Source organism: Bombella sp. ESL0378 (assembly GCF_009725845.1).
GTDB classification, from domain to species: Bacteria; Pseudomonadota; Alphaproteobacteria; order Acetobacterales; family Acetobacteraceae; genus Bombella; species Bombella pollinis.
Genome location: NZ_WNIF01000005.1, coordinates 69,068 through 81,439, shown reverse-complemented (window position 1 = coordinate 81,439; position 12,372 = coordinate 69,068). Strand labels below are relative to the sequence as shown.

Annotated in this window: 10 protein-coding genes; 2 read left to right on the top strand and 8 right to left on the bottom strand. The window is 54.7% G+C overall.

Translation table 11 applies throughout. From position 1 onward, the window contains the following. Positions 1-109: 109 nt before the first annotated feature. Positions 110-943 (bottom strand): pantoate--beta-alanine ligase, encoded by an 834-nt coding sequence (gene panC, locus GM556_RS02000; protein ID WP_155579119.1) that lies wholly within the window; start codon positions 941-943, stop codon positions 110-112. Between the two features lie 177 nt (positions 944-1,120). On the opposite strand from panC, the gene GM556_RS01995 reads away from it, so the two are divergent. Beyond that, positions 1,121-2,362: a TIGR03862 family flavoprotein gene (locus tag GM556_RS01995; RefSeq protein ID WP_155579118.1), complete on the top strand. Its 1,242-nt coding sequence runs from the start codon at positions 1,121-1,123 to the stop codon at positions 2,360-2,362. Continuing rightward, complete coding sequence (locus GM556_RS01990) at positions 2,359-3,825, top strand: ATP-binding protein (protein WP_155579117.1); 1,467 nt, start codon at positions 2,359-2,361, stop codon at positions 3,823-3,825. The genes GM556_RS01995 and GM556_RS01990 overlap by 4 nt, the downstream gene beginning before the upstream one ends. Here GM556_RS01990 and GM556_RS01985 read toward each other — a convergent pair. From GM556_RS01985 to GM556_RS01955, 7 genes are all read right to left on the bottom strand, one after another. Then, complete coding sequence (locus GM556_RS01985; protein ID WP_155579116.1) at positions 3,822-5,438, bottom strand: DUF563 domain-containing protein; 1,617 nt, start codon at positions 5,436-5,438, stop codon at positions 3,822-3,824. The two genes, GM556_RS01990 and GM556_RS01985, sit on opposite strands and share 4 nt — an antisense overlap. A 172-nt stretch (positions 5,439-5,610) precedes the next feature. Continuing rightward, on the bottom strand, positions 5,611-6,177 hold the full coding sequence (locus GM556_RS01980; protein WP_155572857.1) for a gluconokinase: 567 nt from the start codon (positions 6,175-6,177) through the stop codon (positions 5,611-5,613). Continuing rightward, positions 6,165-6,851 carry a ribose-5-phosphate isomerase RpiA gene (gene rpiA / locus GM556_RS01975; RefSeq protein ID WP_155579115.1) on the bottom strand — a complete coding sequence of 229 codons (687 nt, stop codon included), beginning with the start codon at positions 6,849-6,851 and terminating at the stop codon, positions 6,165-6,167. The genes GM556_RS01980 and rpiA overlap by 13 nt, the downstream gene beginning before the upstream one ends. Continuing rightward, on the bottom strand, positions 6,848-7,588 hold the full coding sequence (pgl, locus tag GM556_RS01970) for a 6-phosphogluconolactonase (RefSeq protein WP_155572855.1): 741 nt from the start codon (positions 7,586-7,588) through the stop codon (positions 6,848-6,850). The genes rpiA and pgl overlap by 4 nt, the downstream gene beginning before the upstream one ends. 29 nt (positions 7,589-7,617) lie before the next feature. After that, entirely contained in the window at positions 7,618-8,445 is an 828-nt protein-coding gene (locus GM556_RS01965; RefSeq protein WP_230873244.1) for a Cof-type HAD-IIB family hydrolase, read from the bottom strand. Positions 8,446-8,517: 72 nt separating this feature from the next. After that, complete coding sequence (gene gnd / locus GM556_RS01960; RefSeq protein ID WP_155572854.1) at positions 8,518-9,522, bottom strand: phosphogluconate dehydrogenase (NAD(+)-dependent, decarboxylating); 1,005 nt, start codon at positions 9,520-9,522, stop codon at positions 8,518-8,520. A 2-nt stretch (positions 9,523-9,524) separates the two neighbouring features. Continuing rightward, positions 9,525-12,371, bottom strand: a complete 2,847-nt coding sequence (locus GM556_RS01955) for a bifunctional transaldolase/phosoglucose isomerase (protein ID WP_155579114.1) — start codon at positions 12,369-12,371, stop codon at positions 9,525-9,527. Position 12,372 lies beyond the last annotated feature (1 nt).

The following is a 12,372-nucleotide window of genomic DNA, read 5'->3' as shown; positions in this document are numbered from 1 at the left end:
AATACCCCTATTTATAGGCACTCCACCCTCTCCCTATTATTTTATACAGGACCATCTACGGCCTCATCACCTCCGCAAGGAGAACATAATATTATCCCCTACATCAACCTCATAATAACGGCATATTATCAATCAAACGCACCGCCCCTACCCGGACTGCTAATAACGCTAAGGCATGAGGCGGGATAATCTCCCCCTCGGTATGGAATGTCTCTGGGTTTACAATCATCGCATAATCAATGTCTGTCAGCCCTTCTGCCTCTAGGACAGAGCGCATTGCCGCCTCCAACACAGTACGGCGATGCTCCCCAGCACGCACACAGTCCCGCGCATGGCACAAAGCCCGATACAAAGCCGGGGCACGTTTGCGGTCCTCCTCCGTTAAGCGGCTATTGCGGCTAGAGCCAGCCAAACCATCTGCCTCCCGCCATGTGGGGGCGGTGATAATCTCTACAGGGCTGTTCACATCCTCCACCAAACGGCGAACAACCGCACATTGCTGCGCGTCTTTCTGCCCAAAATAGGCCCTTTGTGGTTGGATGATGTTAAATAACTTCGTCAGCACCATCGCGACCCCCGCAAAATGACCGGGGCGAGAGGTGCCCTCTAATGCAGCAGCCACACCGCCAAGGGACATCTGCGTTACAAAGCCTTCTGGATATAATTCTGCCACATCAGGGGCGAAAACACACGCCACACCTTCTTGCTGTAACAAGGCCACATCGCGCTCTAACGCACGAGGATAAGTTGAGAGGTCCTCTGCCGAGCCAAATTGTATGGGATTGACAAAGATGCTCACAATCACCGCATCATTCTCCGCCCGCGCTTGCCTAACGAGGGAGAGATGCCCCTCATGCAAAAAACCCATTGTCGGGACAAAACCTACCGTCCCTAAAGCAGCACGCGCTTGCCGTATGGCTTGGATTGTTGTGCAGAGTTCCATCTCATCATCCCCTTCATCTAACGGCCCTATAAGCCTAGAGGCTCCTCCTTATCCTGTCTTATAAGACGATTCTATAGAGGGTTGCATAGAAAGCCCATCTTTCCCCTCGCTACAGAACAGGCTAACAACAGCTACAGCCTCCTCTTCACACGATATTATCGCCGGATACGCCCCTCTATGTGCCATCATGCTACGGCTCCTACTGCCCCTATTGCGATTATTGGTGCTGGCCCTGCAGGGCTTTTCGCTGCGGAATTATTGAGCAAGCGCGGCTATCAGGTTCATCTTTACGACCATATGGCGCGGCCGGGGCGCAAGCTCCTTATGGCAGGGCGTAGTGGCCTCAACCTCACCCATAGCGAGCCGCTAGAGACCTTCCTCACCCGCTATGGCCCCGCGCGCCATTGGTTAGAACCCGCTTTACGCGCCTTTTCCCCCACAGACCTCCAAAATTGGGCTGAAGGGCTTGGCACGCCTTGTTTTGTGGGCAGCTCTGGCCGGGTATTCCTGCACTCTCTTAAAGCCTCACCCCTTCTGCGCCAATGGCTTGCGCGACTGCAACAGCAAGGGGTGCAGCTCTTTCCCCATCATAAACTCATCGGCCAAGAAGGGCTAACCCTCACCTTCCAGACGCCAAAAGGGGGTGTAACGCAGCCTGCCTCGGCGGTTATCCTCGCCCTTGGGGGAAGTAGCTGGTCCCGCTTGGGCAGTGATGGCCAATGGGCCTCCCTCCTAACCCCTTATTGCACGCCGTTTGCGCCCTCAAATTGTGGCTTTATGCCCGACTGGCCGGATGACGTCCTCACCCGGCATGAGGGCGCCACATTACGCGGGGTTACGCTCAGCTTTGCAGGCCAGACCAAACGTGGGGACCTCATCATCACCAAACGCGGGCTTGAGGGGGCTCCCCTTTATGCCCTCTCGGCCCCTCTGCGTGAGGCCCTGGCGCAGAACCACCCGCGCCCTATCACCCTGCATCTCTCCTTACGCCCTACCTTAAAGGCGGACGCAATAAGGGAGCGTTTGGCACGCCAACGCCTGCGTGAAAGCCGGAGCAATAAGCTCCGCAAAGCCTTAGGGTTAGACCGCACCATGCGCGAGCTGCTCACCCTCCTCTGCCCCGAAGCCCGCAGCCCTGATGAGCTAACACAAGCGATTACGCATCTCCCCCTCACCCTCACCGCACCAGCCGCATTAGACCGTGCTATCTCAACGGCCGGTGGGGTCAAACAGGATGCTTTGGATGAGCATCTCATGTTCCATCATCAGCCCGGCTTATTCGCCTGTGGAGAAATGCTTGATTGGGAGGCTCCAACGGGGGGATATTTGCTCCAAGGGTGTTTTTCGACCGCTTATCTTTGCGCAGAGGGCGTTCATCTCTGGCTCTCTGGCGCATTGCCCGGTAAACTACCTGCATGAGTTCATCACAGTTTGGCCCCCTTCTCCTTGGCACGACCTCCCGCGGTGAGGATGCCCATATTGACCTCCCCGAATTGCTCGCTACGCGTTTGCTCGTGCAGGGTAATTCTGGCTCTGGCAAATCCCACCTCCTCCGCCGGTTATTGGAGCAGAGTGCGACCCTCGTCCAGCAAGTCATCATCGACCCAGAGGGGGACTTCGTCACCCTTGCTGAAAAATACGACCATCTCGTGATTGAGACAGATACACAATCCGAGGCCAGCCTCCGCGCGGCGGGGGAACGCGTGCGTATGCATCGTGCCTCTGTTGTGCTGAATCTGGAACAAAGTGAGGCAGAAGGGCAACTCCGCTCCGTTGGGGCCTTTCTGAGTGGAATGTTCGATACCCCACGCGCTTATTGGTATCCCGTCTTAGTCGTTGTGGATGAGGCGCAACTTTTTGCCCCCATCGCAGGGGGGGATACCTCTGATGAAGCGCGCCGCCTCTCCCTCAATGCCATGACCAACCTCATGTGCCGCGGGCGTAAGCGCGGTATGGCGGGGATTATCGCTACTCAACGCCTTGCCAAGCTTGCGAAGAATGTCGCCGCAGAGGCCTCCAACTTCCTTATGGGGCGGACCTTCCTTGATATTGATATGGCCCGTGCCGCGGACCTCTTAGGGATGGAACGCCGCGCTGCTGAGAGCTTTCGTGACCTTGCCCGCGGGCAATTTATGGCCCTCGGCCCCGCACTCGCCCGCCGGCCTCAACGGGTCACGATTGGCCCGGTGGAAACCGCAAGCCATGCAGGCGGCCCAGCCCTTATGCCCTTAGAGCAACCCTCCATGCCTGTGGAGGAATTACGCGACCTCATCTTAGAGCCTGTTGCCGAGCCAACACCCCGCCCGCGTAAAGAGCCTGCTGCCCCCAAGCCGGACCTCCTCGCCCAACTTGATGCCTATAGTGCAAACCGTGCCGCAGAGGAACAACAGCAAGCCAGCCTCTCCACCGATCCAGACCCAGAGACCCTCTGGCAACTTGTTGCAGAAACAGGGCAGGATAAAGACGCAGCCTATCGCCCGCTTGCTACCTTGTATCAAGACTTCCAAATGCGGGCGCGTTTAGCAGGATTCTCACGCAATTTACTGCCTATGGCGCGCTTCCAGACCATGCTCAGCACCATCCGATGCGGCCTAACGCGCGAGCAAGCTGAGAGCGAAGAATGGCAGGATATTCAACAACGGGCCGGACGCTTACCGGATGATATGCAGCCTGTTTATTTCCTCCTCGCCCGGGCTGCGATGGAGGGCAAGCCATGCCCTGATGATGCCGCCCTTGCCCGCGCTTACGGCACACACTCCTTAGGACGCGCCCGGCGGCAACTCACTTATCTGGAGACATGCGAGGCCATCATCTTACAAGGGACAGGTCGCCACCGCCGTGTTGCGATTATTGGGCCGGGCTGGCAAACCGCGGCTCTTTAATCACGGCTTGTTTCTTCCACCTCATGGAACATACGGTGCCACGCGGCAGCAAGGCCGGTTTGATGCGCGCTCTGCTCATCCCATGTGCCGGAGCGGCATTTATGCCCTAATAAAGTAAGAACCTGCTGCAACCGCCCGCGCGCCCATGTTACATTATGGGGCTGTAGGGTGAATTGCTCCCAATCAAGACGTTCTGTTCCATCACTATGCAAAGGCAGGCCCATATGGGCGGGCGGAGCCTTTAACCATAAGCCTGTTTTGGGATGTTGCAGGCTCACACGCTCTCCCTCCCGAAGGATACGGTAGGAGAGCAGCGGCTCCCGCTCATCATGGACAATATCCAAACATGGTAAGCAATCATCCTCTGCACAGAGGAAGGCCACATCCCCCACAATAAGAGCCAGAATAGGCACATGCCAACGATTTGTAGAGCCACAACAAGAGACGATCTCGGAAGCAGTATGCAACATCACCGGCTCACCAAGACCAGAATAAAGCTTGAAGATACCAATCCTCTCCCCAAGGGAGGGCGTGGGAAGCATCGCGCGTGATACACGCGGCGCAGGAGGATGTTTCTCCTCCCGCATAAGCTGCGCTAAGCGTACCAAAAGCGCATTAGCGACATCCTCGGGCTTTTCGAACATACAGGCTTCATGAAAGCCATGTGGCGAAGGGACATACGTTTGCCCGCTAGGCTTTACCTGCACATAAGCGACACGCGCATCATGCACAGCATCCATAAGAGGGAAGGAGCGATAGACGTGGTCATCAAAACATAAAGCAACGCCACGCACATAATCTGTGAAGATGGCCGTATGCCACGCAGACCCCATAAGACCAATAATAGGATGACACGCAAAAAGAGAGATTTGCTCCCGCACACTTAATTGCTCTGGGACCACAATCTTCACCCCGCGCTGCTCCAACGCTTTAATGAGCGCATCCTCATTCACCAACTGGCGGGATCCCGTCTTTAAAGCCGCACGGCTTAAATAAACAGGCTGCACCTTACGCTCTCGCATCTCCTGCGGGAGAGCACGTTCGCCTATCTGCCGGCAGATTTTGCCATAAGTCTCATATATAAAGCCATCCTCGCTAAAAGCCTGCCCGGGGAGGAGCAGCTCCTCCACAATAACGGGTAAATGCGGGATAAGAATCTGCTCGGCTTTAATACCGCAATAAGAGAAAAGCTCTGCCATCCACGGCGTGGCAAAAATCTCCCCCACGGTCATATCACTATGAAACAAAATATGCCGCTCTGGGTCGGGATTCTGCAAACAATAAACCAAAACACCCAGACATTCCGTAATAAAATGCCCATAATGATTGCCAATAACACCACCGTAAATAATACGCTCTTTAAGGCGCAGCCGGTGCGATGATGTCGTAAGAGATGTTGTGAGACCTTGGCTTTTTACAGTTTGAGGATAGTTGGAAAATAAAGCATGGTCGAGTATCTGCCGCCCTGTCTCCGAGAAAAGACCAAACGCCGTATCACGCCCTCCATCTGCCCGTGGAACATAAATAACATTACGCCTTATTTGGACCTCAGGCTGCCCGGGGAAAACACTGCCCTGTAGAGCAGGAATGGGGCAATCTACTAATGTCATCATGTTATGTCCCTCAGCCGGTCCCTCTTTATACGCGGTCCTACTGTTTTAGCGTCACAATAGCAAAGCCTCAATTTGATAAAATGATCCCCCTTCCTCACAAAAATAGCGGGGCCGAAACCCCGCTATTTCATCTCGTTAAAAAAACGTCCTAAACCGCATAAGCGGCCTTGAGTTAGAAGTTCTCCGGCGGAGGAACAACACGCAGACGCTCAATCACGCGGTCACGCAATTCCTCTGGGGTAGCATCACCCGGTACGCGGATAACAGGCTCATCATCCGTTGGCTCCTCAAGAGTAGCCAACTGGCTTGGCAGCAAGGAAGGTGGCATATAATGCCCCACGCGATGCTGCAAACGCTCCTCGATAATCTTCGGGTCTACCTTCAGGTAAACGAACTGAACCGGAATATGCTTAGCAAGAGCCTCGCGATATTTCTTCTTCAGCGCGGAGCAGGTCAGCACAGCACCTGTTCCCTTCTCGGCACATTTTGCCAGCCAGTCATGGCATAGCTCCAGCCAAGGCGCGCGATCCTCATCGGTCAACGGGTGGCCAGAACGCATCTTCTCCACATTCGCCTTGGGGTGAAGGTCATCACCTTCCTGAAACGGCCATCCAAGACTCTTAGATAGCAACTCCGCTACAGTCGTCTTACCGTTGCCAGAAACACCCATCACCACAATATAATGCGGAGCGATACCAGCGGCAGCTTTGGCTGCCTCTTGCTCTGTCATGGCGCCCATTGTTCAACCTCCCGTTCGGTTGCAACCAGTACATCGGTTGCCATATTGGGGAACAGTCCATGCTCCACCACACCTACAATCCCATCAAGGCGGGATGCTAATGCCCGCACATCCTCAATAGGGCCAAAGGTACAATCGAGTATTCTATTCCCATTATCGGTAGTAAGAAGCTCACCAGTAAGCTTCCTGCGGGGGCGGATTATCTTTGCCCCCATGGCTTCCAGACGGGCCGCCGTTGCCTCATACCCAAAAGGAACAACCTCCACAGGTACGGGCACCCGCTCGCCAAGCTGGTTCACCGGTTTTGTCGCATCGACAATAACGACAAAACGCCGTGATGCCTGCGCAACAATCTTCTCACGCAGCAAAGCCGCCCCTAGCCCCTTGATGAGATGTAGCGTCTTACGCTCAACCTCATCAGCACCATCAATGGTGATGTCGACTACAGAATGCTCTGCAAATGTTGTGATTTTAATCCCTGCTGCACGAGCTAAAGCAGCCGATTCCTCAGATGTCGGAATGGCTAGAATATCCAGCCCCTCAGCCACACGCTCGCCTAGACGCTCAATCATGAAGGCGGCAGTACTGCCTGTGCCAAGCCCAACAACCATCCCCGATTCAACGAGGCTGGCGGCATAATGAGCAGCGGCACGTTTGCAGTCATCAACGTTCATGAAGGCTCTCCAGCAGCAGCACTGTCGGCCAGTATGAGGATTTCTCCCTCTGATACAATACACCCTGATGGGATGCTGCCATCCCCCTGACGCAAACGGGCCAACATTGGTACTTTATTTTCCCCCGTCACCAAAAAGACCACTAACTTGCTAGAGGCAATGGCTGGGTATGTCAGGGTAAGACGCTCATGCGGGGCTGTTTTGGGGGCGGATACCCCTACCCAAGCGGTTTTCTCTTGTAAAACAGCCTCACCGGGAAAGAGGGAGGCCGTATGCCCATCTGTCCCTAAGCCCAGCATGACGATATCAAAAAGGGGATGCCCTGCCTCTAATGTCTTACGGCCATAAGCATGTTCCAACACGGTTTGATACTGTGCGGCATCAGCTTGGGCGGTCCCTTTTGTCGGCATAGGATGAATCTGAGCGGCCGGAATCGCTACTTTGGAGAGCAATAATGTCTTAGCACTCGTATGATTGCTATCCTCATGGCCCTCTGGCACATGACGCTCATCCCCATAGAAAATCTCTACGCGTGACCAATCAATTTGTTGCGCTACCTCTGGACGTGCAAGAATCGAGAATAATTTTTTAGGGGTGGACCCACCAGAAAGCGCAATACGGGCCTTACCGTCCCGCTTATTACGCACCGTCTCTATTAATAGCTCTGCCATTTTCATGGCGACAGCATCAGCATCCTTCAACACATCCACAACGGCGTAGCGCATATCTGTTGTCATACCCATAACTCTCCGAATCACTAACTACCCTATTGTGATAGGGCTGCGGGTATAATGAACCTCTCTGCCGCATATGCCCAGCCATCTTCAGCAGGTGTTTTTGTCACATAGCGTGCCTGCGCCTTTACGCCCTCTGGGGCTTGGCCCATCGCAATGCTCATCCCCGCTACGCTCAACATCGGTAAATCATTCGGCGCATCACCCAAAACCGCTACATTCTGCGGGGTTACGCCATAAAGCTGGGCAAGCTCCCTCACCGCATCACCCTTATTGGCTAGGGCGGGCGTAATGTTCAATTTATGTGGTGCTGAACGCAACATACTGGCCCGCCCCCCAAAAGACGCAGGCAATTCAGCCTCTAACCGCGCGATTAAGGCCGTATCCTCCGAGCATACCATCACACGATTCACAGCCTCATCTTGTAAGGAAAGTTCAGCAACTTCCCGCGGGGTGATGCCTGTTAAATTATGCTCGCGTTGTACTAAAGCCGTACTTGCATCCCTAACAAGCCATTCACGTTCGGTCTGGAACCATAGCTCTACCGGCAAGGGCGCAAGCCGTGCCAGCAAGGCTGTTACATCCTCGGGTGGGAAACGATAGCTCTTTAAAATTGTGCCATCAGGGGAAAAGAACACCCCCCCATTAAACCCCGCGCACGGCCCCTTTAGCCCTAACTGCCGCACATAAGGCAGAATCGCCGCAGGCAAACGCGCACTTACAAGCGCAACAGGGACATGATGCGCGGCAAGCTGCTCCACCGCTTTGCATGTCGCAGGGGAAAGGCGTTTATCGGGGCCGAGAATGGTGCCATCCATATCTGACAACACCAATTTGATTATGGGGGCTGTATCGCTCATCCTGACCATCCTCCTTAAAGGAGGCTAGGGGCGGATGCCCCCAACCGCCCCTTACGCCCTATACCAGGCCTTTTATTTTTTACGCTCTACATGCCCACCAAAGCCGTAACGCATGGCGGAGAGAGCTTTCTCGGCAAAATTATTACCTGTCCGAGAGCGGAAGCGTGTAAAGAGGGCCGCTGTCATCACAGGAGCGGGCACATCCTCCTCAATCGCTGCCTCAATCGTCCAGCGTCCTTCACCAGAATCCTGCACTTCCCCACTAAACTCGCTTAGGTCGGAAGAGCGGGCAAGAGCCTCGGCTGTGAGGTCTAACAACCAAGAGGAGACGACACTGCCACGACGCCACACCTCTGCAATATCAGCTAGGTGAAGGTCATAACGCTCATCTTCAGGCAATTTGGCAGAGTTCTTGCTGGCGAGAACATCAAACCCCTCGGCAATGGCCTGCATCATGCCATATTCGATGCCGTTATGAATCATCTTCACAAAATGGCCTGCCCCAGCAGGGCCGCAATAAAGATAGCCTTTCTCGGCCCGTTGGTCGTGACGGCCATCATCTTCACGGTCTGGCGTACGCGGCACATCACCAACACCCGGTGCCAATGCATCAAGAATCGGGTCCACATAATCAGCAGCATGTTTCTCGCCGCCATACATCATGCAATAGCCGCGCTCTAACCCCCACACACCGCCAGATGTGCCGACATCAATATAATCAATGCCCCGCTCACCTAGCTCTTTCGCGCGGCGAATATCCTCTTTGTAATAGGTATTGCCACCATCAATGATGATGTCACCCTTCCCCAAGAGAGGGGCAAGCTTTTGGATGCAATCCTCAGTGACCTTCCCCGCTGGCAACATGACCCAAATCACGCGGCGTTCTTCCCCAGAGAGAAGCTCCACCATTTTCTCAAAAGTAGGAGCCCCCTGCGCACGCCCTGCCTCGCAACGCTCAACGGTGCGGTCGATAACGGCAGCGGTCCGGTCAAACGCAACGACATCATGGCCTTTACGAGTCAGGCGGACGGCAATATTACCGCCCATACGGCCTAGCCCAATAATTCCGATACGCATCCTCAAGCTCCTTTTAAAATCTCTGTCACCAGTTGAGCGAGACGGTCCAACCCTGCTTGCAACGGCCCTGTAATATGCACGCGTAAAGCACGACGCCCACGCGAGGCAAGAACATCGAAATCCCCTCTGGCCTGGGCGGCTTTGACAACGCCAAAGCTATACGCATAGCCCGGGATAGACAGGTCAGCAGCATCATCTGCCGTTATTTGGAGGAACACACCGCTATTGGGGCCTCCTTTATAGGCCTGACCTGTCGAATGGAGGAAACGCGGGCCAAACTGCGCTGCTGTTGCCACATGGAGCTGCTCTCTCAACGCCACCCTAACCGTCTGCTCCCAAGCGATATGAGCTTTATTTCGCTCAATGTAAGCCAGGAGACCAATATAATCATTCTTCCCTACGCGGTCAAAATGCGCTTTGAGGATGGCTTTGGCATCCTTCCCCGCCAAAGCCTCATGATTACGCTCATCAGCATAAAAAGCGAGGTTGCCATCCTTTGCAAAGGGGGCTTCCTCTGGCAAACGCCCTGTCTCTGCATAAGCTTTTGTCAGTTTCCGCGTCTCAACCTTGCTAAACTCCACATCAGGTTGATCGAACGGGTCAATCCCCAAAACAGAACCCGCTACGGCTGTTGCAAACTCAAAGACAAAGAAGGCTTGGACAATCTGCTCCACCGTATCAAGATGCAGTGTCACGACTGGGTGACCTGCCTCACGCAGAGCTTTCAGCCCCGGGCTTACAGGCTCATGCCCAAGCCGCAACTCCACAAAGATGCGGTCATCACTATAGACATCCGGCCGGCCCAACGGCTCGCCATCAATAGGGATGAGCCCCGTACCGCTCTTACCCGTACTTTCTGCCAAAAGCTGCTCTAGCCATGCCCCGAGGGAGGCAATCTGCTCAGAGGCAACAAAGGTCACCTTATCCCGCCGGAAGGTCGTTGCCGCCACACCGAGAGCCAAACCAAGATTTACACCCGGATTCGTCACAGGGGGGACAGAGGCATCGCATGCCTCAATCATCAGCTGTGTGCAGTTCAACAACGCACGCACATCATATCCGGCAGCGGCTGCGGGGGTGAGACCAAAGGGGGAGAGAACAGAATACCGCCCCCCAATCTCTGGATTACCGTGGAAGATATGCGCAAAACCGTGATCCTGCGCTACAGTCTCAAGCGAGGAGCCGGGGTCTGTCACCGCTACAAAGCGGTCCCCCGGTTTACGGCCAAGGGCTGTCCCCGCTAAGGCCCAGAAATACGCAAAAAGAATATTTGGCTCGAGCGTGCTGCCCGATTTACTGGAAACGATGAAGAGTGTCTTGGTAGGATCAATCGCCTTAGCAAAGCTCGCAACCTGCTGCGGGTCCGTGCTATCCAGCACATGCAACTTCGGCCCGTCAGATACCTGGCCAAATATCTCCGCCAGAACCTCCGGCCCAAGGCTAGAGCCACCCATCGCAAGGAGCAGCACATCGCTATAACCGCGCTCTTTTACCTCGCGCTGTAAGGCCTCGTAGGCATTAATATGGGCCATGCCATCTTTAACGACATCAAGCCAGCCGAGCCATTTGCTCTCTGGCCCATTTGTCCAAACAGACGCATCGCGCTCCCACAGGCGGCGCACCTTACCATCCTGCGTCCAGCTTTTACCCGCTGCGACAACAGCGTTATCCAACTCATCCGATAATGCTAAGGATACTCGCATAAGACGTCCCCCCAAAACAGCCTCTCGGCGGGCTGCAACCGCACCGAGTAATCCATCAAAAGCAGCTTTAAACGCTGCTACACCTTCGCCCAACAACGTGGTGGTTACCGCTGGGAGATCAAGTCCTAGCCGGTCTGCATCCTCTAGAATCAGGCGCGATTGCTCCACATGATCCGCTAAGCGCGCTTGGGGCACACCATGGTCCCTAAACGCCTCGAGCGTATGTGGTGGTACCGTATTGACAGTATCCTCGCCAATCAGCTCCTCTACATAGAGGACATCACGATAGGTCTTATCTTTTGTACTCGTACTGGCCCAAAGCAAACGCTGGGTTTGCGCGCCCTTTTCTGCCAAAGCTTGCCAACGCGGACTCGCCACAACATGCAAATAATGTTGATACGCCATACGCGCATTGGCAATAGCAACCTTCCCACGCAAACGCTTCAACGCGTCCGCTTGCGGGTCCCTCGCAGCGATGCGCCGGTCTATCATCGCATCAATCCGCCCATCAATGCGACTTACGAAGAAGGATGCCACGCTCCCAATCTGGGCGATGGGTTGACCTCTCTGAACGCGCGCCTCTAATCCACGCAGATAAGCCTCCAGCACGTTTTCATACATGGATTGAGCAAAAAGCAGCGTGATATTAACATTTATCCCCTCCGCAATGGCCTGCTCAATCGCTGGGAGGGCGGCCTCTGTCGCGGGGATTTTAATCATCACATTGGGCTGATTAACACGCTGCCATAACCTGCGAGCCTCATGCAACGTGGCCTCAGCATCATCAGCTAGATAGGGTGAAACCTCTAAGCTGACATAACCATCCCGGCCGGATGTCTCATCAAATACAGGGCGCAAGACACGACAAGCTTGGCAGATATCCGCCACCGCTACGGCTTCATACAAGGCACCAGCAGGCAAGCTCTCCTCACACAGTAGCTCCTGCACGGCTTCCTCATATTCCGCCCCTTGGCCGATAGCTTGCTCAAAAATCGCCGGGTTGGAGGTCACCCCTTTAAGGGCATCCTCCTTCACCAGAGAGGCCAAACGGCCTTCTTCAATAAAATCCCGCCTGATAAAATCGAGCCAAATAGATTGGCCGTATCCTGCCAGACGCGTAAGGGGGGTGTCCGGCTTACGCCCCATA

Coding starts and splice junctions, on each gene's coding strand:
- GM556_RS01965 (WP_230873244.1), bottom strand. CDS start 8,445: ATGAGCGATACAGCCCCCATAATCAAATTGGTGTTGTCAGATATGGAT.
- GM556_RS01985 (WP_155579116.1), bottom strand. CDS start 5,438: ATGATGACATTAGTAGATTGCCCCATTCCTGCTCTACAGGGCAGTGTT.
- pgl (WP_155572855.1), bottom strand. CDS start 7,588: ATGACAACAGATATGCGCTACGCCGTTGTGGATGTGTTGAAGGATGCT.
- panC (WP_155579119.1), bottom strand. CDS start 943: ATGGAACTCTGCACAACAATCCAAGCCATACGGCAAGCGCGTGCTGCT.
- gnd (WP_155572854.1), bottom strand. CDS start 9,522: ATGCGTATCGGAATTATTGGGCTAGGCCGTATGGGCGGTAATATTGCC.
- GM556_RS01980 (WP_155572857.1), bottom strand. CDS start 6,177: ATGGGCGCCATGACAGAGCAAGAGGCAGCCAAAGCTGCCGCTGGTATC.
- GM556_RS01990 (WP_155579117.1), top strand. CDS start 2,359: ATGAGTTCATCACAGTTTGGCCCCCTTCTCCTTGGCACGACCTCCCGC.
- rpiA (WP_155579115.1), bottom strand. CDS start 6,851: ATGAACGTTGATGACTGCAAACGTGCCGCTGCTCATTATGCCGCCAGC.
- GM556_RS01955 (WP_155579114.1), bottom strand. CDS start 12,371: ATGGGGCGTAAGCCGGACACCCCCCTTACGCGTCTGGCAGGATACGGC.
- GM556_RS01995 (WP_155579118.1), top strand. CDS start 1,121: ATGTGCCATCATGCTACGGCTCCTACTGCCCCTATTGCGATTATTGGT.